The organism is Streptomyces sp. NPDC052682 (genome assembly GCF_040678435.1).
In the GTDB taxonomy this organism is placed as follows: Bacteria; Actinomycetota; Actinomycetes; order Streptomycetales; family Streptomycetaceae; genus Streptomyces.
In genome coordinates this window covers 75,789-98,974 of sequence record NZ_JBFATS010000023.1, presented here as the reverse complement: position 1 = coordinate 98,974, position 23,186 = coordinate 75,789, and the positions used below count along the sequence as shown (strand labels likewise).

At 74.5% G+C, this 23,186-nt stretch carries 20 protein-coding genes; 6 read left to right on the top strand and 14 right to left on the bottom strand.

Features of this window, described 5'->3' with window-relative positions; all coding sequences use genetic code 11:
- Nucleotides 1-9: 9 nt before the first annotated feature.
- From AB0K80_RS29665 to AB0K80_RS29615, 11 genes are all read right to left on the bottom strand, one after another.
- Nucleotides 10-285, bottom strand: a complete 276-nt coding sequence (locus AB0K80_RS29665; RefSeq protein WP_365674912.1) for a ribosomal protein L7/L12 — start codon at nt 283-285, stop codon at nt 10-12.
- A 58-nt stretch (nt 286-343) separates the two neighbouring features.
- On the bottom strand, nt 344-1,111 hold the full coding sequence (locus tag AB0K80_RS29660) for a GAF and ANTAR domain-containing protein (protein WP_365674911.1): 768 nt from the start codon (nt 1,109-1,111) through the stop codon (nt 344-346).
- 296 nt (nt 1,112-1,407) lie between these two features.
- Entirely contained in the window at nt 1,408-1,626 is a 219-nt protein-coding gene (locus tag AB0K80_RS29655) for a hypothetical protein (RefSeq protein ID WP_365674909.1), read from the bottom strand.
- Nucleotides 1,627-1,660: 34 nt separating this feature from the next.
- On the bottom strand, nt 1,661-2,350 hold the full coding sequence (locus AB0K80_RS29650; protein ID WP_365674907.1) for a TIGR03943 family protein: 690 nt from the start codon (nt 2,348-2,350) through the stop codon (nt 1,661-1,663).
- Nucleotides 2,347-3,351 carry a permease gene (locus AB0K80_RS29645; RefSeq protein ID WP_365674905.1) on the bottom strand — a complete coding sequence of 335 codons (1,005 nt, stop codon included), beginning with the start codon at nt 3,349-3,351 and terminating at the stop codon, nt 2,347-2,349. Before AB0K80_RS29645 ends, AB0K80_RS29650 begins: the two co-directional genes overlap by 4 nt.
- A gap of 427 nt (nt 3,352-3,778) precedes the next feature.
- Complete coding sequence (locus tag AB0K80_RS29640) at nt 3,779-4,198, bottom strand: hypothetical protein (protein ID WP_365674903.1); 420 nt, start codon at nt 4,196-4,198, stop codon at nt 3,779-3,781.
- Nucleotides 4,199-4,625: 427 nt separating this feature from the next.
- Entirely contained in the window at nt 4,626-6,002 is a 1,377-nt protein-coding gene (locus tag AB0K80_RS29635) for an extracellular solute-binding protein (protein WP_365674901.1), read from the bottom strand.
- Nucleotides 6,002-8,845, bottom strand: a complete 2,844-nt coding sequence (locus AB0K80_RS29630; RefSeq protein ID WP_365674899.1) for a substrate-binding domain-containing protein — start codon at nt 8,843-8,845, stop codon at nt 6,002-6,004. The genes AB0K80_RS29635 and AB0K80_RS29630 overlap by 1 nt, the downstream gene beginning before the upstream one ends.
- A 4-nt stretch (nt 8,846-8,849) precedes the next feature.
- The gene (locus AB0K80_RS29625; RefSeq protein ID WP_365674898.1) at nt 8,850-9,239 is read right to left on the bottom strand and encodes a hypothetical protein; all 390 of its coding nucleotides are present in this window, start codon (nt 9,237-9,239) and stop codon (nt 8,850-8,852) included.
- 104 nt (nt 9,240-9,343) lie between these two features.
- Nucleotides 9,344-10,405, bottom strand: a complete 1,062-nt coding sequence (locus tag AB0K80_RS29620) for a hypothetical protein (protein ID WP_365674896.1) — start codon at nt 10,403-10,405, stop codon at nt 9,344-9,346.
- Between the two features lie 64 nt (nt 10,406-10,469).
- Nucleotides 10,470-11,702 (bottom strand): PP2C family protein-serine/threonine phosphatase, encoded by a 1,233-nt coding sequence (locus AB0K80_RS29615; protein WP_365674948.1) that lies wholly within the window; start codon nt 11,700-11,702, stop codon nt 10,470-10,472.
- A 153-nt stretch (nt 11,703-11,855) separates the two neighbouring features.
- On the opposite strand from AB0K80_RS29615, the gene AB0K80_RS29610 reads away from it, so the two are divergent.
- Together AB0K80_RS29610 and AB0K80_RS29605 are read left to right on the top strand one after the other, a co-directional pair.
- A complete protein-coding gene (locus AB0K80_RS29610) occupies nt 11,856-12,299 on the top strand; it encodes a hypothetical protein (protein WP_365674894.1) in 444 nt (147 codons plus the stop codon).
- 67 nt (nt 12,300-12,366) lie between these two features.
- Nucleotides 12,367-13,239: a hypothetical protein gene (locus AB0K80_RS29605; protein WP_365674892.1), complete on the top strand. Its 873-nt coding sequence runs from the start codon at nt 12,367-12,369 to the stop codon at nt 13,237-13,239.
- Nucleotides 13,240-13,254: 15 nt separating this feature from the next.
- Here the strand turns inward: AB0K80_RS29605 and AB0K80_RS29600 are convergent, their stop codons facing one another.
- A complete protein-coding gene (locus AB0K80_RS29600) occupies nt 13,255-14,022 on the bottom strand; it encodes a methyltransferase domain-containing protein (protein WP_365674890.1) in 768 nt (255 codons plus the stop codon).
- 40 nt (nt 14,023-14,062) lie between these two features.
- Nucleotides 14,063-15,412 (bottom strand): PLP-dependent aminotransferase family protein, encoded by a 1,350-nt coding sequence (locus AB0K80_RS29595; RefSeq protein WP_365674889.1) that lies wholly within the window; start codon nt 15,410-15,412, stop codon nt 14,063-14,065.
- Between the two features lie 80 nt (nt 15,413-15,492).
- Between AB0K80_RS29595 and AB0K80_RS29590 the strand changes: the two genes are divergently transcribed.
- Complete coding sequence (locus AB0K80_RS29590; RefSeq protein WP_365674887.1) at nt 15,493-16,269, top strand: alpha/beta hydrolase; 777 nt, start codon at nt 15,493-15,495, stop codon at nt 16,267-16,269.
- An 86-nt stretch (nt 16,270-16,355) separates the two neighbouring features.
- A complete protein-coding gene (locus AB0K80_RS29585) occupies nt 16,356-17,357 on the top strand; it encodes an endonuclease/exonuclease/phosphatase family protein (protein WP_365674885.1) in 1,002 nt (333 codons plus the stop codon).
- Nucleotides 17,358-17,407: 50 nt separating this feature from the next.
- Here AB0K80_RS29585 and AB0K80_RS29580 read toward each other — a convergent pair whose 3' ends face one another.
- Nucleotides 17,408-19,483, bottom strand: a complete 2,076-nt coding sequence (locus tag AB0K80_RS29580) for a PhoX family protein (protein ID WP_365674883.1) — start codon at nt 19,481-19,483, stop codon at nt 17,408-17,410.
- A gap of 266 nt (nt 19,484-19,749) precedes the next feature.
- On the opposite strand from AB0K80_RS29580, the gene AB0K80_RS29575 reads away from it, so the two are divergent.
- Entirely contained in the window at nt 19,750-21,417 is a 1,668-nt protein-coding gene (locus tag AB0K80_RS29575) for a VWA domain-containing protein (protein WP_365674881.1), read from the top strand.
- A 98-nt stretch (nt 21,418-21,515) separates the two neighbouring features.
- Complete coding sequence (gene metG / locus AB0K80_RS29570) at nt 21,516-23,132, top strand: methionine--tRNA ligase (protein WP_365674879.1); 1,617 nt, start codon at nt 21,516-21,518, stop codon at nt 23,130-23,132.
- Nucleotides 23,133-23,186: the final 54 nt, after the last annotated feature.

The window sequence follows — 23,186 nt, the reverse complement described above, 5'->3', positions numbered from 1 at the left end:
CCGGGCGGGTCAGCCGAGGCGGTCGACGGCTTCCTTCGCCTCCGCCAGGCCGACGCCCGTCGCCTCCCGGTAGACCTTGATCGCCTGGATGCGTCTGCCGTCCCGTACGAGCGCCTCGACCTCGTCCCGCCACGGCTCGTCCTCGCGCAGCCCCAGGTGGTCGAGGATCCGGTCGAGCTTGCGCTCGACGCGGACGGCACGCCGCTCGGCCTGCGCGATCCGGCTCTGCAGGGTGACCAGAGCCAGCAGGAGGACGAGCGCGAAGAGCACAGTGGTGATGTCCATGACCGGGAGCCTACGAAGGTCACCACGCCCGGTGCACGGCGGCGCACGGCTGCGCGGATCACGGGTCCCGTTCGAACCGCCTGCGGCGGGCGACCACGTCGCGTGCCACGTCGAGGGCGGTGCGGCCCCGGGCGAAGGCGTCGCCGCGCAGGCGGGCGATCGCCTCGTCGGCACCCACGCCGAGCTGCGCCATGATCATGCCGATGGCCTGGAAGAGCTCGTCGTGGTCGGCGGCCAGGCCGCTCAGCCAGGGTTCCCCGCCCAGCGTCTCGTGGTCCTCCCCGTGCGGCAGCGCCATCAGGGCCACCGTCATCGCCCCGGCCACGAGCCGGGCGACGTACAGCTGCCGGTCGGTCAGCACGCCGGGGGTGTCGCGGTAGAGGTCGAGGGTGCCCAGGCACACCGTGTCGTTGCCGAGCGGCATCACGTACACCGCCCTGACCCCGGCGGCCGTCGCCTGCTGGGCGAAGACCGGCCAGCGCAGCGGGTCCTGACCCGTCGTCAGGTCGCAGGCCTGCACCGGCGCGCCGGTCTCCAGCGCGAGCCGGCACGGCCCGTCGCCGAGCGTGGCCTGGATCTGCGCCAGCCGCGCGGCCCGGTCACTGCTGGCGCTCAGCTGGACGGGCATGCCGTCGCTGCGCAGCGACACGCTGGCGCCGGTCACCGGCAGCAGCTCCACCGCCACCGCGCACAGCCGACCCGGGATCTCCCCCGGCGCGGCGCCGCGCACGCCCTCGGCGATCATGTCGGCGGCTCGCGCCCGGTCGATGTCCTTGGGGTGTGGGCCGGGGGCGCCACTGGGGTCGTCCCTGGGCCGCACGGTCACCGCCTCCTTCGAGCACCGCGCCTTTCACCATCGACGGACTCCCGGGGCGGGCCCTCGACAGGGTGGTCCGGCCTGCGCCGCCCGCCCGGAAACGAGCCCCGACTACCCGTGGCCCGCAGGGCGAAACCCGTGCGCAGAGGGCCTTCACGGGGTATCCGCGACCGGCCGCTCAACGCCCCTCGTACGGATTGGCCGGCGCCCTCACCCGCCGCACCCGCGCGGCATCGACGACCGGCGACCACGCCACGTCCCAACCGGGCGCGCCCTCGCGGTGCACCGTGCCGCCGACCGACCGGTCAGCGCCCTTCGTACGGATTGGCGGGCGCCCTCACCCGCCGCACCTCCGCCGCGTCGACGACCGGCGGCCACGCCTCGTCCGAACCGGGCGCGCCCTCGCGGCGCACCGTGCCGCCGACCGACCGGTCAGCGCCCTCGTACGGATTGGCCGGCGCCCTCACCCGCCGCACCTCCGCCGCATCGACGACCGGCGACCACGCCACGTCCCAACCGGGCACGCCCTCGCGGCGCACCGTGCCGCCGACCGACCGGTCAGCGCCCCTCGTACGGGTTGGCGGGCGCCCTCACCCGCCGCACCTCCGCCGCGTCGACGACCGGCGGCCACGCCTCGTCCGAACCGGGCGCGCCCTCGGGGTGCCAGGTGCCGGTGACGGTGACCCAGGTGTCGGCGGGCGGGCCGGCCGCGCCCCGGACCTCGGCCTTGACGGTGGTGGCGTCGGCGGCGCAGCAGGAGACGAGGAGGCGGGTGACGTACCAGGTGCCGTCGCCGTCGCGGGTGACGAACCCGGTCAGGCGGACCGTACGGCCCTGAAGCGAGCGCCTGCTGTCGTAGAACGCCCGGGCGGTGAACTCGTTCAGGGACATCTCCAGCACGTCACCGGCCGGCAGGGCGGGGAAGGTGACGACGCCCTGGGACGACCGCTGGGCCGACTCGCGCTCGGCGCTGTAGGAGCCGAGGGCGGGCGGCGGGAACAGCAGCAGGGCGAGGGCGGGGAGGGTGAGCAGCCAGGCGGCCCGGGGACCGTGGGAATGGGCCTGCCGCTGCCCGCGCGCCAGGGCCGCCACCGCCGCCGCCAGCAGGATCAGCAGCGCCCCGGACACGAGGAGGAAGGGCCGCAGACCGGGGCGTACGTACCGCAGGTACAGGTCGCTGAAGAGCGACACCCGCCAGATCGCCGCCCCGGTCAGGGCGAGCAGGACGGCCGGTCCGTACCGCCTCACAGCAGCCACCACCCCACCAGGACGCTGCTCCCGACCGCCACCAGCCAGGTCGCCGCCGAGAACCGTACGGCGAAGGCCCGGCCGAAGGTGCCCGCCTGCAGGGCGATCAGCTTCAGGTCCACCATCGGGCCGACCACCAGGAACGCCAGCCGGGCGGTGGGCGAGAAGCCGCTGAGGGAGGCCGCCACGAACGCGTCGGCCTCACTGCACACGCACAGCACGACAGCCAGGACGGCGAGCAGCAGCACCGACAGCCAGGCCGATCCGGTGAACACGTCCAGCACCGACCTCGGTACGACGATGTTGAAGGTCGCCGCGGCCGCCGCGCCCACCACCAGGAAGCCGCCGGCGTGCAGGAAGTCGTGCTGGAGGCCGGAGACGAAGGCCCGGGGACCGCTCGCCGCCTGCCGGGCGGACCGCCGCGGCATCCGCAGCCACTCCTCCCGCCCGAACCGGGCCCACAGCCACCCCATGATCACCGCCGCCGCGAGGGAGGCGGCGAGCCGGGCGAGCACCATGCGGGGCTGCCCCGGGAAGGCGATCGAGGTCGCCACCAGCACCACCGGGTTGATCGCGGGCGCCGACAGCAGGAACGCCAGGGCCGCCGCCGGGGCGACACCCCGCTGGATCAGGCTGCCCGCGACCGGCACGGAGGCGCACTCGCAGCCGGGCAGGACGGCCCCGGCCGCGCCCGCGACCGGCACGGCCAGCGCCGGGCTGCGGGGCAGCAGGCGGGTGAAGACCCGCTCGGGCACGAACGCGCCGATCGCGGCCGACACCACCGTGCCCAGCAGCAGGAACGGCACGCCCTGCACGGTGATCGCGGTGAAGACCGTCCACCAGGCGGCGACGGGCGGGGTGTACAGGTCGAGGGCGAGCATCGGCCCGAGCAGGGCGGCGACGGTGACGACGACGGCGAGCGCGGCACCGCCCAGGGCCACCTGGACGAGCCCGCGCAGGCCGAGCCGCAGCCCGTCGGCCACCGTTCGTTGGTTCTCCACAAGCCCCGCCCTGGTCGTGCACAAGTGCCTGCAGGTTACCCGGACCGGCTGTGCGACGGTCCGTCGTCCGTGGCCGGGGGTAACTACTCGGCCAGGGTCAGCCCACCCGCCGTTGCCAGTCCCGCCGCGCGCACGGCTGCCTGGGGTGCGAGCAACTCGCGTGCGTCACGCCTCGACGACCAGCTCCCGCTGCGGGTCATACGTCACAAGTCCCCGACCCTCGCCATGGCGATGAGAGCCCCGGCGACCTCGCTTTTCCGGGACCAGGCAATGTTGATCAATACGCACTCTCCGTTGGAATACACGGAAGAAGTCCAGGGGGATTGTTTGGCCTCCTCCATCGCGGACTCTCCACGAGACAGGAGCCCCGCGAGCCTACGGCCCGGCGGGGCTCCCGCTATACGTGCTGTTTCTTCGTGGGTCGTGACTACTCGGCCAGGGTCAGCTCACTGACCGTTCCAAGTCCCGCGGCGCGCACCGCTGCTTGGCAGAACTCCTCGGGGGGACAATAGTGGTGCCCCGTTATGTAATGGAGCACCAGATCCGGTGCGGCGTAACACGTTCCGTCTGCTCCCTCCACTCGGATTTCCGCCGAGCCGAGCAGGACCTTGGTGTCGCCAGTTGTCCCACCGAAGACGAACGGCCGGTCGGCGTCGCAGAACTCGCAGTGATGGATGCCGCGCATCTGGTTCTCGTAGGCGGCGCAGAGGATCTTCAGGGCTTCAACCACCCGCTCGTCCACCACGCCCCTCGTGTAGTCGTGCTCTGGCGAGAGCCACCCCACGTTGAGCATCTCGCGAGAGGACTCGTCGTAGGAGTAGGGGGACAGGTCAGGGTAGTAAGTCATCTGTTGCTCCTCAGTGCCGTGGGTCGCAGTGTTTCCGGCAGATCGCCAGGTGAACCGGGCCCATGTTTGGCTTGAGAATCTCGCTCAGCAGGGTGTCCCTGCTGACGGTGATCGATCCGCTCATCATCCTGAGACCGGGGGCACCGCGGGTGACGGACGGTCCGTCACCGCCGCACACCGTCCGGTACGGCACCCGCCGGGGGTGGGCCGGGGGGCCGCCCAGGGGCTGGCCGGTGGTCACGTCCCACCGCTGGACGGCGCTCGTATCGCCGCCCACGGCCAGAGTGCGGCCGTCGCGGCTCAGGGCGAGAGCCGTGACGGCCTCGGTGCCGTGCGGTGGCCTACGCCCCCGTCCCGGAGCCTGGTGGGGCAACGCCGACTTCCCCCTCGCCCCGTCGGCGGCTGCCTGCCCGCCGTGGGGCAAGCGTCAGCCGGGCAGCGCCCTGCGCAGCCCCTCGTCCAGGCTCTTCGCCAACTCCGTGTCGTCCGGCGGCCGGTCGCCGAACAGGGCGCCGAGCCGGGCCGTGAACGTCTGCGTGAACGCCCCGTACAGCGGGGTGCGGGGGCGGTGGACCGCGTCCTTCAGCGCCTTGTACAGGGTCGGCTCGGCGTACAGGGGGCGGCCGGCCTTGTCGCGCGGCATGCGGTCGGCGCTCTCCCCGGTGGGGGAGGCCGTCGGCGTGGTGGCCGCCACCGTGCACCGCACCCCGTCGTCCTCGTACGCCGACGCCCGGGTGGCCGCGAACCCGGCGTCCAGCAGGCAGCGTTCGCTCTCCCTGCCGGTGAGAAACCGGATGAGGTCGGCCGCCTTGGCCGCCCGCTCGGACGTCCCCGTCACGGCGAGGTTCTGCCCGCCGAGCACCGCCTTGCCGGGCAGCGGGACGACACCGAGCTGCCGGCGGTCGAAGGTCTGGTGCAGGGTGCCGTAGGCGTACGGCCAGTGCCGCAGGAACGCGGTGCGGCCGTCGGCGAAGTCGTCCAGGGAGGTGTCCTCGTCCGAGCTCTCGGCCTCCGGGCGCAGGGTGTACGACTCCGCGGTACGGCGGCGCAGTTCCGCCACGCCCCGGGTGAGCTCGCCGACGGTGGCCGTGTACCTCCCCCGGGCGTCGGTGAGGTGGACACCCGCCGACGCGAACGCCTCCATCGCGTTGACCGTACGGCCCTCGTAGGCGGCCAGCTGGGTCGTCCAGCCCTTCTCGTAGCCCTCGGGCCGGCGCTCGTTCACCGTCTCGATCAGGTCCTCCAGCCCGGCCCAGTCCATGCCCGGGTCCAGGACGGGGTCCTGCACTCCCGCCTGCTCCAGGTAGTCGCGCCGGTAGTAGAGCAGTCCGACGTCGCTGTTGAACGGCGCCGCGTAGACCTGGCCGTCCCACCGGGCCGTCGCGGCGACCGACGGGATGACGTCGGCGTCGAGCAGCTCCTTCGGCAGCGGCCGGATCAGCCCCGCCGCCGCGAACTCCGGCACCCAGGTCACGTCCAGGTTGACCACGTCGTAGGTGGCGCTGCCGGACTGCAGGGCGCCGAGCAGCTGGCTGCGCTGTTCGTCGGCGTTGCCGGGCAGTTCCACCAGGCGGGCCCGGTAGCCGGTGTCCCCCTGCCGCCGGTTCCAGGCGTCGATGAGCTGCTGACGGATCCCGTTCTTGCCGGTGACGTCCCGGCCGCTGGCGACCACGATGGGGCCGGGCCCGGCGTCCGAGGGCGGGGGCGCCGCCCCGCCGGGGTCGTCGCCGGTGCAGCCGGCCGTCAGGAGCAGGGCGAGGCACGCCGCCGAAGCGGCGAGCCCGCGCAGCGACCACCGGCCCATCAGTCCTCCCCCGTCCCCGTCCGCGCCACCTCGTCGTGCAGCGCCGCGCCCAGCTTCTCGCCCGCGTCGATGCAGCGCCCCCCGCTCGCCGCCGACACCTCGGCGTCCGGCCGGCCCCGGTCACAGCCGCCGGCGGCCAGCGACACCATCGCCACCGGCACCTTCACCGCGCGGGCCCGGGCCAGGACGTCGGCGAGGTCGGCGCCGGCCAGCCGGCCCACGTCCTCGTCGTCGGTGATGTACACGATCAGCCGGGGGCGTCCGGTGCCGTGCCCGTCCATCGCGTCGAGCGCCGCCAGCAGGGCCGCGTGCGGGTCGGCCTCGGCGTCCCGGACCCGGGCACGGGCGCCGATGGCGGCCCGGGCCTCCTTGCGGCTGTGCTGCCCGAACGGCAGCAGCGTCTCGTACGACCGGTCACCGAGGCCCGCCACCGCCCACACGCCGTACTCGTCCTGGCCGCCGAGCCCGCCCAGCGACTGCTGCAGCAGGCGGGGGCCGCCGCCGGGCCCCTCCCACCGGTCGGTCATCGAGCCGGAGCTGTCCAGCAGGAACAGCACCCGGCCGGGGCCGTTGGCGTTCTTGTAGCGCGTCAGCGCCTGCTCCATCTGGTCCCGCCCGGCGGACCGGTCGAGGCCGGTGGGATCGGAGACCAGGCCGTCGTCCGGGCCGGCGTCGGGCGCGGTCCCGGGGTCGTCGGAGTCCATCAGGGGCCGGTCGCCGGTGGCCGCGCGGAAGCCGTCCCGGGCGAACACCTCGCGCCCCCGCTCGCCGGTGAGCCAGGCCCGGAAGCCGTCGGCCGCCGCGTCCCGGTCCGCCCTGTCCCGGTCGGCGCCCTTCCAGCGGACCCGGACGAAGAGCGGTTCGATGCCGGGGACGTCACCGGGGTACTGGGCCATGCGCGGCACCCGTTTCGCGCTGTCGCAGCCGACCCCGCTCTTCATGAGGAACTCGGGCACCAGCGCGGCGGTGCGCAGGTCCACGGACTTCGCGTCGGGCAGGACGCACAGCAGGTCACCGGCGGTGGGCGAGGGCGCGCCCGGGGCGATGCGGCGCTCCGCGCGGGCCGGGTCGACGCTGTCGGGGCGGTGCAGGCCGACCGTGGCGAGCAGGCCCGTGTCGGTGAACTCGGGGTCGGGGCGGCGCACTTCGGCGCCCTTGGCCCGGGCGCGCAGGTCGTCGATCATCCGGGTCAGCGGCGGACCGACGCGCTCGTACAGCGGCTCGACCGCGAGGTCCTGCGGAACGGCCAGCACGACCGGGGAGTAGGCGAAGGGATCCGTATCCGGCTCCAGGGCCGCGACGGCGTCCGAGTCCTGGCCCCCGGTGACCCGGGCGGCGTCGGCGGGGGAGGCCGGGATCCACACGTCCGGCTGCGGGCCGACGTCCCGCTGCGGGTTGTCGGCGTCGCCGGGCGGCTCCTTCCACTCGGTGGACTGCTTGCGCAGCGCGTGGACGGCCCGGGCGGATCCCGCGCTGTAGACGGTGATGCCGCTGCGGCGGCAGCCGTCGGTGGTGTTCTCCTCAGAGGCCAGATACGCGTCGGCGGCGGCCCGCACGGTCCGCTCCAGGTCGGGGTCGGTCAGCACGCGTAACTCGACGGCCGGGGCGCAGACGGTGTCGTCGTCGCCGCGGTGGTGGAAGAACAGGTACAGGGCGGCCGGGACGAGCAGCAGGGCGGCGCCCAGCGCGAACGCCCGGCGGGGGTGCCGGCCGAGCCGGTGCAGACGGGGCAGCCGGGGCCGCCGGAACCAGGCGGACACGGTCCCCCAGCCGGACAGCAGCGCCCCTGGAATCTCCCGGAGCCGCCGGCGGACTGAGTGCGGGGCGGGGCCGGGGTCCGGGTCAGGCTTCGGACCGGGGCCGGGGTCCGGGTCAGGCTTCGGACCGGGGCCGGGGTCCGGATCGGGGTCGGGATCCGGGTCTGGGTCGGAATCCGGGCCCGGGTCAGGCTTCGGACCGGGGTCGGGATCCGGATCTCGGTCGGAATCCGGGCCCGGGTCAGGCTTCGGACCGGGGTCGGGATCCGGATCTGGGTTGGGGTCCGGGCCCCGGTCGGAGTCCGAGTCAGGGTGCTCCTCCTCCGGCCCCGGCGGCAGCCGCCGTACCCCCCGCGCCGACACCAGCACGTCCTCGTCGTGCGCGGCCCGCCACTGCGGTTCCCACGGCTCGTCGCGCAGGGTGCGGTGGCCGCCGGAGGCCATCCGCTCGCGCAGCCCGTCCGCGAGGTCCCGGAACCACTGCTCCCCGTCCTTGCCGAGGAGTTGGACGAGCTCCGCGGTGAACGGCGTGGGCGTACGGGCGTCCCCCGCGTCGATGCGGTGGTTGGCCTGCACGCTCATCAGCAGCAGCACGCGCCGCCGTTCGCGCGACTGCTCCCAGATCCACGCGGCGTTGCCAGCGTTGCAGCAGTCCAGGACGACCACGATCCGCCGGGCCCGGCTGGTGGCCAGAACGGTGAGCACGTCCGTGAACCGCTCCGCCCCGGGGAACACGGCGTGCCCGCCCGCGATCACCCGGGCGTTGCGCATCTGCAGGAACAGTTCGTCGCCCGCGCTGGGCACGGCCCCGTGCCCGGCGAAGTACAGCAGCAACAGCCCCTCCGCCTCGGCGGCGGCCGTGCCGAGCGCGCGGCTGAAGTCGTCCAGGGTCGGCGACCGCGCCAGGGTGATCTCGTGGTCGCCGAAGATCCGGCCGCGCTGGAGCACCTCGCGCAGCCGGTTGAGGTTGTGCTTGACGGCCGGCAGGTCACCGGGCACGCCGTGCGGCGGGTCGGTGAGGTCGTACTCGGACACCCCGACCAGCAGCGCCCGGTTCGCCCACCCGCGCGGGTCGAAACGGCTCACCGGCTCAACCGTCCACCCGGGCCGCGGGCGGATCACCGTCCTCCGTGTCGCTGCGGCCGGGGTCGCCGGCCTGCGGGTCCTCCGGGTCGACGGTGACCGTGGGCGGATCGCCGTCCTCGACCCGGGCGCGGTTGCCCCGCCACGCGTCCACGGCCCGCCTCACCAGGTCCAGCACCTCCACCACCAGGACGGTGGTCTCCAGCACGGTGACGACGATCTCCATGTCGACGCCCATCGGCGTCCCGGCCGTGCCCCCGTCGGTGTCGTCGGTGCGGCGCCGCTCGTGGATCTGGAGCTTGCTCGTACGGACCATCTCGTCGAGCGGTCTCTCCCGCTCCAGCCACTTGTGCAGGGCCCCGACGTCGCTTTCGGTGGCGGTTTCGTCCAGCCGCACACGTATGCTCCGGGCCGCCACTCCATCCCCCTCAGCCATAACTCACCATCATGACACCGCCGTTGCGCACTGGGGAGGGTCCGGAAGCGGGTGGTTCGGCCGGTTCAGCCCTGGGTCTGCAGCTGCCGCAGCTGCCGCTGTACGTGGTCCAGGGCGCCCTGCCGCCGCCCGGGCACCTTCTCCCGCAGCTCCGCCAGGGCGAGCCCGAGTTCGCGGGCCCGCACCGGGTCCGTCACCTGGCCCCACTGGTGGTGGGCCCGGTCCACGGCGGCCTCGACGGCGGGCGCGTCGGGGGCCTGCCCGGCGCCCAGCCGGGCCCGGGCCACCGCGAGCCACGTCCGGCAGCTGCGTACCGCGTCCCCGGCGAACATCGCCAGGTCCGCCCGGACCTCGGCCCAGTGCAGCGCCTCCTGCGAGCCGGGCCCGTGCGCCCGTACGGCGGCCTGTTCGTACCGCGCGGCGAGCGCGTCGGCGTCGGCGTGCCGCCCGGCCTGCACAGCGGCGGTGAGGGCGGCGTGCGGGTCGCCGCTGCCCGGCCCCGCCACCGCCAGCACCAGGTCCGCGCCCGTGCTCTCGGGCGCGATCCGGGTCAGCGCCTGCTGGTGCAGCTGCTCCACCGGCGGCCGGAACCCGCTGCGCAGGATCGTCGCCACCGCCCGCATGTACGCCGGTGCCGCCACCGTACGCCGGGACGGCGGCGGCGCGATGCGACCGTAAACGGCGGCCTCCCGGCCGCAGTCGAGCCGGTGGGCGCGCAGCCACTGCCAGCTCTCGGTGTCGGCGTGCAGGTCGAGCACCAGGGTCGTGGTGCCGCCGGGCCGCAGCCGCAGCTCCTCCCGGAACCAGTGCCAGGGGAAGGCGGTGTAGCGGACCGTGGCGGGGGTGGTACGGGCCATCGCCAGGTGGGGCAGGTGCTGGCGCCGGTCGAGCTGGAGCTGGCCGGTGACGTACACGGTGAGGGGGCCGGGGGCCGCCGCGGCGGCGCGCAGCCGGGTCAGGACGGCCTGCGGGTCGAGCGGGTCGGCGAGTTCGACCACGTTGGCGGTGTCCGTGCCGGACAGCACGGCGGGCGGCACGGCCGCGAGGACGGGGAGCACGGAGGCGGCGTCCACCAGGCGTCCCCTGCCCTGCGGCGAGGCCGCCACCAGCAGCACGGTTCCGGGCATGGTCCCCTCCCCCTGTCGATCAGTTACGGCAGCACGGTAACCGCTGCGGCTGCAAAGGGGGGCCTCAGGACTGCAAACCTCCCCGTTCGTGGCCTTCGCGCGCGCCCGGCCCCGTCGCCGCTCCCGCCCACGGCACCACGTCCTGGCCCAGCGGCCCGCCGGCCCGCCGGACGGCGAAGACCGTGGTGTCGTCGCCCAGGTGACCGCGGCAGTGGCGCAGCGTGCCGTCCCGGACGAAGGCGACCAGGCGGGCCGGTTCCGCCAGGCGCGGATCGTGGGCGACGGCCCGGCGCACGTCGTCGGCGAGCCGGTAGAACGCCCCGCCGGCGTCGCGGGCCTCGGTCACCCCGTCGGTGACGATCAGCAGCGTCTCGGACGGGGCGAGGGACAGCCGCCGTACCGGGGGCGGGCCGGCGCCCAGGTCGCCGAGGCCGAGCGGGAGTCCGCCGCCGGCCGGCAGGGCGCGCACGCCCGAGGGGCCGACGGCCAGCGGGGGTTCGTGCCCGAAGAACACGGCGTCGACCGTGCCCGGGGCGTCGTCGCGGAACCCGACGAGGACGGCGGTGGCGAACCGGTCCCCTTCGCCCCGGCCGAGGGCGCCGGTGTGGGCGCGGTGGCGCAGCATGCGGGTCTCCAGCCGGTCGGCGACGGTGGCCAGGTCCGGCTCGTGGTACGCGGCCTCCCGGAAGGTGCCGAGCAGCGCCGCCGCCGTCTCCACCGCGCCGAGCCCCTTGCCCTGCACGTCGCCGACCAGGACCCGGGTGCCGTGCGGGCCGGGCTGGATGTCGTAGAAGTCGCCGCCGACGCGGGCCTGGGCGTCGGCGGTGAGGTAGACGCCCGCGTGGTCCAGGCCGCCCCAGCCGGCCGGCAGCGGGCGCAGCACGGTGCGGCGGACGGTGTCGGCGACGTCCCGCATGTGCACCGCCCGGGACTCGTCGCGCACCCGCACGGCACAGGCCAGGGTGGCGAGCAGTCCGCCGAGGGCGACGAGCACGAAGTCGGCCGGACCGGACCGGTACTCGGCAGGCCAGAGGCTGTCCACGGCGATGTAGGTGCCGACCGCGAGCGCCGTGAAGACGGCGGTGCCCCACACCCCGCAGATCGCGGCCGCGATGCCGGGCACCAGCACGAGCCAGGAGACCATCCGGAAGTCGCCGGCGGTGTTCAGGTCGACCGTCGGGATCACGGCGAGCAGCAGCAGCGGCGGCAGCCAGGCCACGCTGCGGCCCCGCACCCGCAGCAGGCGGTGCCCGCGCACGGCGTCCCGGCGGCCGGCCCAGCGGTACCGGTCGTGCAGGCCGTGCCCCCCGTTCCCGCTGCTCACGGCCCCAGCGAACCATGCGGCGGCACCCGCCGCATCCGGTCCCGGACCGGGGGACCCACGCCGACTTGCCGACGGCCGTACGCCGATGTGCCCTGGTAGCAGGGGCGGAGAGGGAGGAGTGCTCTCATGGCTCACGCGGCACCCGCGCCCGGCCGGGCGCGCACGCAGCGGCAGCGTACGCCCGACGTGTTCGGCCCACGGGTCCACACCGCCGCGCGGTGGGCGCTGCCCGTGGTGCTCGGGCTGCTCTACGGCTACTGGGCCGCGGCCAACCGCCGCGACGGCGGCCCCATCACCGGCTGGAACGTGCTGTTCGGCTTCGTGACGGCGTTCGCCTTCATGGTGCTGTACGTGGCCGTACGGGCGGTGGCCCCGCGGCTGATGCGCGAGATGCACGCCCTGGCCTGGGCCGTGTTCGCCGGCTGCGCGATCGGCTTCCTGTACGAGCAGGGCGGCGCGACCGTCCTGGCGGCCATCGTGCTCGGGCTGGTGATCGCGGCGGCGTTCTTCCTCGCGCTCCTCTACCGCTTCTCCGCCCGGGAGGACGCCACCGGCCCCGGCGAAGCGTGACCGGGCCCGTCGCCCGTTCGCCGCAACGCCGCTCGCGGCCGGGTCGCCCGGCGCCTTGGCTGGAAGGGTGTCCGTACCCGTCCGCACCACCGTGTCGGCCGTCCTGATCGCCCTGTCCTGCCTGCTGGCGCCGTGCGGGGCGCTCGCGGCCTGGGCGGCGTACGGGCTGGCCGACACGGACCGCTACGTGACGGCGATGGCTCCGCTGTCCGCCGACCCGGACGTGCGCGCGGCGGTCGCGGACGGACTCGGTGCACAGGTCCTGGCCGAGCTCGGCCGCCGCCTGGGCCCGCAGGCCGGGCAGGTGCGTGCCACGGTCGCCCCCTTGGTGCGGGACGCGGCCCGCTCCTTCACCCGGACCGAGACGTTCCGCGTCGCCTGGGACGCGACCAACCGCGCCGTCCACACCGCCGTCCTGCGCGCCCTGCGCGACGACCGGCCCGGCACCGGCCCGGTCACCGTCGACCTCACGCCCGTCGCCGCCCGGGTCCAGGCCCGCCTCACCGGCGCCCCCGTCCCGGCCCGGACCGTCATCACCGTGCTCCCGGCCCGGGAGGTGCCCGGGCTCCGGAAGGGATACCACGTGCTGGACACCGCCGCCCTCTGGCTGCCGCTCGCCGCCGTCGTCTTCGCCGTCGCCGGCATCACCGTCGCCGCCTGCCGCCGCCGCGCCCTGACCGCCACGGGCCTCGGCACGGCTCTCGGCGGCGCCCTCCTCGCCGCGGCGATCGCCCTCGGCCGCGTCCTGACCCTCGCCGACCTGCCCCCCGACCTGAACGGCCCGGCAGCGGGCGCGGTCTACGACGCCCTCACGGCCCCCCTGCGCTCGGCGTCCTGGCTCCTGCTGGCCCTCGGCCTGACGGTGGCCACCACAGCCTGGCTCACCGGCCGCCGACCCTCCACGGAGCCGCCCCCGGAGCAGGAACGCACCCGCGCCTGACCCCGGACCCCCGCATCAGCCCTCCTCGCGCCGGCGGGCGAGGTGGACCGTGAGGTCGGCGATCATCTCGACCCGGTCCGGCAGAACCCGGGAGATCCGGCTGAGCACCCGCTCCCGCTGCGGGGCCGGCAGGACGAGGTAGGCCGAGAGGGTGGAGAGGTGACCGACGTAGTCGCGGGCGCTCATGGTCAGGCGCCGTGCGATCACCGACTGCCGGACGTCGGCGAACCACTCGGACCGCCGCAGCTCCGTCCCCGGCCACTGCATCTCCTGGTCCGCGGGCGTCCCGTCCGGGGACGGAACCTCGTCGCTGTCCAGGAACGGTGCCCGCGCCGCGCGCACCGCGTCCTCCACGGCCGGGTCGGCCGGCCGGGCCGCCCCGCCGCACGAGGCGAACACGCCCCCCGGCTCCAGCAGCCCGGCCACGCGTGACCACCGGCCCTCGGGCTCCGTCCAGTGCAGGGCCGCCGCCGCGTAGACCAGGCCGTACCGCTCGTCCGGCCGCACCTCCTCGAACGCGGCCCGCACCGTCCTGACGTGCGCCGGCACATGCTTGCGCAGCTCGGCGAGCATGGCCCCGTCCGGGTCGCTCGCGGTGACCCGCACCCCCCGCCGCGCGAACAGACGGGTCGCCTTGCCCGTCCCGGCACCGATCTCGAACGCGGTACGGACCCGCCGGCCCGCGTACGCCATCACCCTGTCGACCAGCTCCTCGGGATACCCCGGCCGGAACCGCTCGTAGGCTTCCGCCACCCCGCCGAAGCTCAGCGCGCGCCCAGACATGCCGAGCATCCTGACACGATCCGCACGACCGCCGCCCGCCCTAGGGTCTCCCCGGCCCCCGTGCGATCCCGGCCAGCACCCGCAGCGCCCGCCGCAGCTCCGCCTCACCCGTCGAGGCCAGTCCGATCCTGACCGCGTCGGGCGTGCGGCCGGGGTCGACGGCGAAGGCCGGGCCGGGGGTGAGCGCGATGCCCTGGGCGGCGGCCGCCGCGGTGAAGGGGTCGGCGCGCCACGGCGCGGGCAGCTCCCACCAGGCGAAGTAGGCGCGGGGGTCCGACCGTACGGTGAACCCGGCGAGCTCCTCGGCGAGGAGGCGCTGCCGCCGGGCCGCGTCGGCCCGTTTCGCCGTGACCAGGTGCTCCACCGTGCCGTCGGCGATCCAGCGGGCCGCCGCCTCCAGCGCGAAGCGGCCCGCGCTCCAGCCGCCGGACCGCACCGCGTGGGCCACGGCCTCGCGCCGGTGCGGCGGTACGACCAGGAACCCCACCGTGAGCCCGGGCGCGACCCGCTTGGACAGCCCGTCGACGACGTGGGTGAGCCCGGGCGCGTGGGCGGCGAGGGGCGTGGCCGGGCCGGTCGCCGGGTCGGCCAGGAACGACCAGATGCGGTCCTCGACGACGGGCAGGTCCAGGTCGGCGACGGTGGCGGCCAGGTTGGCAAGCCGGGCCGGGGTCGTGGTCGCGGACGTCGGGTTGTGCAGGGCCGGCTGGAGGTACAGCGCGGACAGCGGGGCCGAGCGGTGCGCGGCGGCGACGGACTCGGGGCGCACGCCCTCCTCGTCGACGGCCAGCGGGACCAGCCGGATGCCGAGCCGGGCGGCGATCTCCTTGACCAGCGGGTACGTCAGGGGCTCGACGCCGACGCGTCCGCCCGGCCGGACCAGGGAGGCCAGGGCGGCGGCGACGGCCTGCCGGGCGTTGCCGGTGAACAGCAGGTGGTCCGGGTCGGGGCACCAGCCGGGCGTGGCCAGCAGCCCGGCCGCCGCCCGGCGGGCCGGCGCGGTGCCGGCGGCGGGTGCCGGGCGCAGGGCGTCGGCCAGCACGTCGGGGCGGATCAGCTGCCCGAGGACCGGGGCGAGCAGTTCCGCCTGGCCCGGCGCGGACGGGTAGTTGAGCTCCAGGTTGACGGGGGCGTCGCCCGGCCCCGGCTCGGCGAGCGCCCGCCCGGCGGGAGCGGGTGGCGCGGCCCGGACGAAGGTGCCCCGCCCGACCTCGCCGACCACCAGCCCGCGCCGTACGAGTTCGCCGTACACCCGCCCGGCCGTGGAGGCGGCGATCCCGCGCCGGCGCGCGAACAGCCGCTGCGGAGGCAGCCGCTGCCCGGGCCGCAGCCGCCCGGCCGCGATGTCGTCGGCGATCCGGTCGGCGATCCGCCGGTAGTCGTCCGCCATGTCCGGGTCCCCCCACTGGATTGCACCGAGGGCAAAGATCTTATTGCACCGAGTAACGGGGCGGACCTAGGGTCATGGCCATGGCACCCTTCCTCGCATACGAGGACAAAGGCCCCGGTTCGGCCGGCCTTCCCCTCGTCCTGGTCCACGGCCATCCCTTCGACCGCACCCTGTGGGCACCCCAGATCGAGGCCTTCTCACCGGCCCGCCGTGTGATCGCCCCCGACCTGCGCGGCTACGGCGGCTCCCCCACGAGCCCCGCCGTCACCGACTTCTCCGACTTCGCCCGGGACCTCGTGGCCCTGCTGGACGACCTGGAGGTCGGCTCCTTCGTCCTGGCCGGGCTGTCCATGGGCGGCCAGATCGCCATGGACTGCTGCCGGCTGTTCCCCGGCCGCGTCCGCGGCCTGGTCCTCGCCGACACCTTCCCGGCGGCCGAGACACCGGCGGGCCGCGCGGCCCGTCACGCGATGGCGGACCGGCTGCTCGCCGAGGGCATGGGGCGGTACGCCGACGAGGTCCTTCAGAAGATGGTCGCCCCGGCCGCCGGCCCCCGGGTCAAGGCGCACGTCCACGGCATGATGACCGCCACCGGCCCGCAGGGTGCCGCGGCCGCCCTGCGCGCCCGGGCCGCCCGCCCCGACTACCGTCAGACGCTGACCCGCGTCACGGTCCCGGCCCTGGTCGTCGTGGGCGCCGACGACACCTACACCCCCGTCCGCGACGCGGAGGCCATGCACGCCCTGCTGCCCGACTCCACCCTGCGGATCATCGAGGGCGCGGCCCACCTGCCGAACCTGGAGAAGCCGGCGGAGTTCAACGCGGCGCTGCGGGAGTTCCTCGCCCGCGTCGGCTGACGGCGCGCTCACCCTCCCCCGCGTACGCTGCCTTTTCAGACGCAGGGACCGGGCGGTCCCCCCCGCGAACGGAAGGCCGGGACGACGTGGGCACTGCGGCTGACCAGTGGACGCACACCGACGGCGACGTGCCCGCGCGCCGGGCCGGGCGGCGGCTCGGCCGCTGGTGCGCCGGGCTGCTGTTCGCCGCGGTGAGTGCGGTGGCCGGCTGCCGGGCCGCCGACAGCGACGGCGTCACGCCCCTACCGCAGCTGCTCGCCTTCCTGCCCTGGCTGCTCGTGCCCACCGGTGCCGGCCTGCTGCTCACCCTGCTCACCCGCTGGTGGGCCGGGGCGGTGTGGGGCGTGGCCCTGCTGGCCGCGCTGGCCTGGTACCTCGACCCGTACGGCAGGACCGGCGACCCGGCCGGCCGGCCCGTCGCCGAGCTGCGCGTCCTGACCGCGAACGTCGAGTTCGGGCAGGGCACCGGCGCGCTGATCGCCGCGGTGCGCCGGGAACGGCCGGACCTGGTGTTCGTCCAGGAGTGCGAGGACACCTGCGACGCGGCGCTGCGGCGCGAGCTGGCCGGCACCTACCCGCACCGGCGGGCCGTGCCCGGCGGCGGCTCCGCGGGCTCGGTCATCCTCAGCCGCCTCCCGCTGCGGCCCGCCGACGCCGTCCCCGGCACGATGGGCATGCCGGGCGCCGTGGCCGACGTGCGCGGCACCCCCGTACGCCTCCAGCTCGCCCACCCGATGCCGCCGCTGCCCGGGCAGCTGGGCGTGTGGCGCGCGGAGCTCGGGAGGCTGCGGGACACGGCCGCCGCCGGCCGGGGCACCCCGAGGGTCCTGGCCGGCGACTTCAACGCCTCCCAGGACCACGCGGCCTTCCGCCGCATCCTGGACACGGGCCTGACGGACGCGGCCCGCCTGGCGGGAGCGGACCGCACCCCGACCTGGCCGTCGCGCACCGCCCGGGCCTCCTTCGGCGCGCAGATCGACCATGTCCTGGTCTCGGCGGACTTCTCGGCCGGCCGGGCGCGGTTCCTGGACCTGAAGGGCACGGACCACCGGGCGGTGCTGGTCGACCTGACGCTGTACCGGCGCTGAAGGGGGCTGGGCAGCGCCTCGATCCGAGGGCGCTGTCCAGCCCCGTACGGTCAGACCCCGATGTCCCGCCCGTCCGCGCGCCACACGGCGACCACGGCGGGCCGCACGATCCTGCCCGGCCCGTCCGGCCAGGTGCTGGCCGGCTTCTCCACCGACGCCCCGTCGACCTCGCCCGGATGCTGCACCGCCACCAGCACCCGCCGCTCCTGGACGATCGGGCCGCAGGTCTCGGCCCCCGTCGGCACCGTCAGGAACTGCTTGAGCTCCCCGCGCCGCGGCCCGCGCGTGGCGACCCCGAACAGCCCGTCGTGCGAGCCGAGCCGGCTGCCGTCGGTGGAGATCCACAGGTTGCCGTACGGGTCGAAGGCCAGGTTGTCCGGGCAGGAGATCGGGCTGACCTGGTCCTTGGGGAAGCCCGCGAAGTAGGTCGCCGGGTCCTTGGGGTCGCCGGCGACCAGGAACAGCGACCAGGCGAACCGCGTGCTCTCGGGCCGGTTCCAGTGCTCGGTCAGCTCCAGGACGTGCCCGTGCTTGTTGGCGTTGCGCGGGTTGGCCTCGTCCGCCTGGGCCTTGCCGCCGGCCCCGCGGTCGGAGTTGTTGGTGAGGGCCACGTACACCTTGCCGGTCACCGGGTTCGGCTCGATGTCCTCGGGCCGGTCCATCTTCGTCGCGCCCACCTTGTCACCGGCCAGCCGCGTGAAGACGAACACCTCCTCGGCGGTCATGCCCGGCACGTGCGAGACGGCGCCCTTCGCGGTCGCGGTGGCCAGCGGGATCCACTCGCCGCAGCCGTCGAACTCCCCGTCGGACGGCAGCTTGCCCGTACCGTCGATCTCGATGGCCGGGGAGTCGCCGGTGAGCTTGGCGACGTACAGCGTGCCCTCGTCGAGCAGCGTCTTGTTGTACTCGCGGACAGCCCGCGAGCTGCCCTTCTTCATCCGCTTGCTGCTGACGAACTTGTAGAAGTAGTCGAACCGCTCGTCGTCGCCGGAGTACACCACCGGACGGCCGTCGTGCGTCAGCCGTACCGTCGCCGCCTCGTGCTTGAAGCGGCCGAGCGCGGTGTGCTTGCGCGGGGTGGAGGTGGGGTCGTACGGGTCGAACTCGACGACGTACCCGAAGCGGTGCACCTCGTTCGGCTCCTGGGCGAGGTCGAACCGCTTGTCGAACCGCTCCCACTTGCGCTCGGTGGCGCCGGTGCCGATGCCGTACCGCTTGTCGGTGGCCCGGCTGCCGTTCGCGAAGTACTGGTTGAAGTTCTCCTCGCCGTGCAGGGTCGTGCCCCACGGGGTGACGCCGCCGGAGCAGTTGTTGAGGGTGCCGAGCACCTTCCGGCCGGTCGGGTCGGCGGAGGTCCTCAGCAGGTCCGAGCCGGCCGCCGGGCCGGTCAGCCGGAACTCGGTGGTGGCGGTGACCCGGCGGTTGAGCTGGTGCCGGGTGACGGCGGTCAGCCTGCCGGTCCTGCGGTCCTCCTCCACCACCACGGCGGACAGCCCGTGCGCGGCCCAGGCGATCTCGGCCTGCTCGCGGGTGGGGTGCGCGGCGTCGTACCCGCGGAACATCAGCACCTCGTCGGTGTACTCGTGGTTCGCGACGAGGAGCTGCCGGCCGCGCTCGCCGGGCAGCGGCAGCAGCGCGAGGAAGTCGCAGTTGTACCCGAACTGCCCGGACTGCGCCTTGGCGGTCTGCCGGTCCGGGTCGAAGGCGGGCGCACCGCGCAGGATGGGCTCGCCCCAGCGGATGACGACGTTCTGCCGGTAGCCCTCCGGGACCGTCACGGCGTCGGCGGTGTTGGGCGCGACGGGCGTGAACCGCAGGCCGCGCGCGCTCCTCGGCGTCCGGGACGCCGCGTCGGCGGCGCCGGGGACCGCGGCCCCGGCGCGCGGGGCGCCCGCGACCTGCACGGCACCGGCACCGGCCGCGGCGACCGTGACGACGGCCGCGGCCCGCATCACCGAGCGGCGGCTGAGGGCCCCGGCGATGACGTCACCGGCGTACGCGTTGGAGCTGGTGTTGGGCACCTCGTGGAAGCAGGCGTCACCACACCGGAAACGACAGGTCATGGCGGACCGGCCGCCGGGATGAGAACCGGACGGCGTTCCGATCAACGGCAGCAGCTTGCGCACTTTGCTCTCCCCTTGGGTGCCCTTGGTGTCCTCGTGACCGTAGGAGCACATATGCGCGAGAGCCGGGCGCCCTGGTGAACAGATGGTGAACCTGCGGCAACCGTAGCGGAGTTGGGGCGGGGACCCGGGGCGGGCGACACGCGGACCGAATGCGCCTCTTGACAAAGGGGACGCCCTCCGCAAGATCGCGGGCAGGGGCCGCTAACCTTACGTGTCCGTCCTGGCCAGGGATTGACGGGCTCCAACTCATGCGAAGGGTTGCGCACATGGGCATTCTCACTCTCCTGCGGAACGCGTTCGGCCGGTCACGCAAAGCGAGGGCCGCCGCCGAAGCGGAGGGTGCGGCGCAGGAAACGACGACTTCGCAGGAGCCTTCCCGCGAGCCGGCGTCTCCGCAGCCGGCTTCCGCCGCGACGGAGCCCCGGACGGCGGCGGAGCCCAAGCTCCCGTCGCCCTCGACGGAGCCGGAGCCCGCCCCGGCCCCCAGCACGCCCCACGTCCCGGAGCCCCGCCCGGCAGCCCGCGAGGAACACGACCTCGTCGCGGCGGCCTTCGACAAGGTCTCGGTCCCGAAGCCGACCCGCTCGGAGGACCACGACGAGCCCACGCCTGCACCGGCGGAGCCGGCGGTGGCGGAGCGTGAGCCGGAGCCGGAGCGTGTCCCTGAGGTGGAGCGTGAGCAGCAGCCCGAGCAGACGGCGGCCGAGCCGGAGCCCGAGCCCGAGCAGCAGCCCGAGCCGGTGACGGAGCCGCAGCCGACGGCGGAGAACAAGCCGACACCCACCGAGGAACCGAAGCCCGAGGTCGAGGCCGAGACCGAGGCCCAGCCCGAGGTCGAGCCTGAGCCTGAGACCAAGCCCGAGCCTGAGGCCAAGACCGAGCCCGAGCCCAAGGCCAAGACCGAGCCCGAGCCCAAGACCGAGCCTGAGGCCAAGACCGAGCCCGAGCCCAAGTCCAAGACCCAGCCCGAGCCCAAGGACGACACCGAGGCCAAGACCGAGCCTGAAACCGCAGCCACCCCCGAGCCGAAGGCCGAGGAGGCCGAAGACGGGGTCGAAGAGGCCGAGGAAGAGGCCGGAGAAGCCAAGGAGAAGGCGGAGGAGGCTACGGCGAAGGCGGAGCCGCGGTCCGCGCAGCCCGAACCCGCGGCCGCCGACGGCGAGCCCGCCCCACAGGGGCCACCCGCACCCGACGACGAAAGCAGCACGGGCGGTGCGGGTGGGAACACCGAGGCCGAAGGCGAAGCCGAGGCCGCCAAGCCACAGCCCGCACAACCCGCCCTCCCCCTCGCCCGCCTCAGGACCCGCGCCCCCGGCCTCACCACCGCCTACAAGGCCGCCGGAGCCGCCCTGAAGAAACACCACCTCACCGGCGCCCGCGCCAAGGTCTACCTCGTCCTGGACCGCTCCGCCTCCATGCGCCCGTACTACAAGGACGGCTCCGCCCAGGCCCTCGCCGAGCAGACCCTCGCCCTGGCCGCTCACCTCGACCCCGAGGCCACGGTCCACGTCGCCTTCTTCTCCACCGAGCTCGACGGCACCACCGACCTCACCCTCACCGACCACGAGAACAAGATCGACACCGTGCACGCGGAGCTCGGCCGCATGGGCCGTACGAGCTACCACGTGGCCGTCGAGGAAGTCCTCGCCCACCACACCAGGACCGCCCCGGACACCCCCGCCCTGGTGGTCTTCCAGACGGACGGCGCCCCGGACGCCAAGACCCCCGCCACCCAGGCACTGACCGACGCCGCGGAGAACCACCCGTCCGTCTTCTTCTCCTTCGTCGCCTTCGGCGACCCCGAGAACAAGGCCTTCGACTACCTCCGCAAGCTCAAGACCCCGAACACGGCCCACTTCCTGGCCGGCGAGACCCCGCGCGAGCTGACCGACAAGGAGCTCTACGAGGCCGTCCTGACCGACTGGCGCCCGTAGCCACGGGAGAACCGACACGGGCGGGGGGTGGACCACGGCCGGTCCACCCCCCGAAACGCATGTGAGTCGATCTTCAGCGGGCCAGTAGGATTTCGACCATGGCGGCCACTGGATCCGAGAAGCAGGCGGGGAAGGCGTACTACGTCTCCACGCCCATCTACTACGTCAACGACGCTCCTCACCTGGGCCACGCCTACACGACCGTCGCAGGGGACGTGCTCTCGCGCTGGCACCGTCAGCGCGGCGAGAAGGTGTGGTACCTCACCGGCACGGACGAGCACGGTCAGAAGATCATGCGCACCGCCGAGGCGAACGGGGTCAGCCCCCAGGAGTGGTGCGACAAACTCGTCACCGAGGCCTGGCGCCCCCTCTGGGAGCACCTGGACATCGCGAACGACGACTTCATCCGCACCACGCAGAAGCGGCACACGGACCGCGTGCAGGAGTTCGTCCAGGATCTCTACGACAAGGGCGAGATCTACAAGGGCGGCTACGAGGGCCCCTACTGCGTGGGCTGCGAGGAGTACAAGCTCCCCGGCGAGCTGCTCGACGGCGAGGGCGAGTACGCGGGCCAGAAGCTGTGCTCCGTGCACAAGCGGCCGGTGGAGATCCTCAAGGAGGAGAACTACTTCTTCAAGCTGAGCGAGTACACCGACAGGCTGCTCGCCCACTACGAGGCGAACCCGGACTTCATCCAGCCCGAGTCCGCCCGCAACGAGGTCGTGAACTTCGTACGGCAGGGCCTGCAGGACCTGTCCATCTCCCGCTCCACCTTCGACTGGGGCATCCCGATCCCCTGGGATGACAAGCACGTCATCTACGTGTGGGTCGACGCGCTGCTGAACTACGCCACCGCGGTCGGCTACAACGAGAACCCGGAGAAGTTCGCCTCGACGTTCCCGGCCGACGTCCACCTGGTCGGCAAGGACATCCTGCGCTTCCACGCGGTGATCTGGCCGGCGATGCTGATGGCGCAGGGCCTGCCGCTGCCCCGCAAGGTGGCCGCCAACGGCTGGCTGATGGTCGGCGGCGAGAAGATGAGCAAGTCCAACCTGACCGGTATCAAGCCGCAGGACCTGACCTCGCACTTCGGCGTGGACGCGTACCGCTGGTACTTCCTGCGCGCGATCGCCTTCGGCCAGGACGGCTCGTTCTCGTGGGAGGACTTCTCCGCCCGCTACACCAGCGAGCTCGCCAACGACTACGGCAACCTCGCCTCGCGCGTGGCGGCCATGGTCGGCAAGTACTTCGGCGGGGAGCTGCCGGCCGCGACGGCCGACGGCGAGGCCGAGAAGGCGGTCCACGACGGCCTGGCGAAGGCGGTCGCCGAGGCCGACCGGAAGATCGGCGAGGAGCTGGACTTCCAGGGCGGCATCCTGGCGGTCTTCGACTTCGTCAAGCAGGTCAACGGCTACCTCACCGAGCAGGAGCCCTGGAAGGTCGCCAAGGACACCTCCGAGGAGGGCCGCGCCCGCCTCGCGACCATCCTCTACACGGCGGCGGAGTCCCTCCGCGCGGTCGCGGTCCTCCTCAACCCGGTCATGCCGGAGACCTCCCGCAAGCTCTGGGACTCCCTGGGCGCGGAGCCCGCCCTCGGCGCCCTGGCCGACCAGCGGGTCCAGGACGCCGGCACGTGGGGCAGGCTCCCCGCCGGCGTGACGGTCACCAAGGGCGCGGTCCTCTTCCCGCGCCTGGAGGAGAAGCCCGGCGCGTAACGCGCCACACGATCAGCCAGGGGCCCGGTGGTTCCGTACGTACGGATTCACCGG

Bases quoted from the DNA above. Each gene is read 5' to 3' on its own strand.
- AB0K80_RS29575 (WP_365674881.1), top strand. From the start codon at position 19,750: ATGGGCATTCTCACTCTCCTGCGGAACGCGTTCGGCCGGTCACGCAAA.
- AB0K80_RS29665 (WP_365674912.1), bottom strand. From the start codon at position 285: ATGGACATCACCACTGTGCTCTTCGCGCTCGTCCTCCTGCTGGCTCTG.
- AB0K80_RS29595 (WP_365674889.1), bottom strand. From the start codon at position 15,412: ATGGCGGACGACTACCGGCGGATCGCCGACCGGATCGCCGACGACATC.
- AB0K80_RS29610 (WP_365674894.1), top strand. From the start codon at position 11,856: ATGGCTCACGCGGCACCCGCGCCCGGCCGGGCGCGCACGCAGCGGCAG.
- AB0K80_RS29620 (WP_365674896.1), bottom strand. From the start codon at position 10,405: ATGCCCGGAACCGTGCTGCTGGTGGCGGCCTCGCCGCAGGGCAGGGGA.
- AB0K80_RS29590 (WP_365674887.1), top strand. From the start codon at position 15,493: ATGGCACCCTTCCTCGCATACGAGGACAAAGGCCCCGGTTCGGCCGGC.
- AB0K80_RS29600 (WP_365674890.1), bottom strand. From the start codon at position 14,022: ATGTCTGGGCGCGCGCTGAGCTTCGGCGGGGTGGCGGAAGCCTACGAG.
- AB0K80_RS29635 (WP_365674901.1), bottom strand. From the start codon at position 6,002: ATGGGCCGGTGGTCGCTGCGCGGGCTCGCCGCTTCGGCGGCGTGCCTC.
- metG (WP_365674879.1), top strand. From the start codon at position 21,516: ATGGCGGCCACTGGATCCGAGAAGCAGGCGGGGAAGGCGTACTACGTC.
- AB0K80_RS29640 (WP_365674903.1), bottom strand. From the start codon at position 4,198: ATGACTTACTACCCTGACCTGTCCCCCTACTCCTACGACGAGTCCTCT.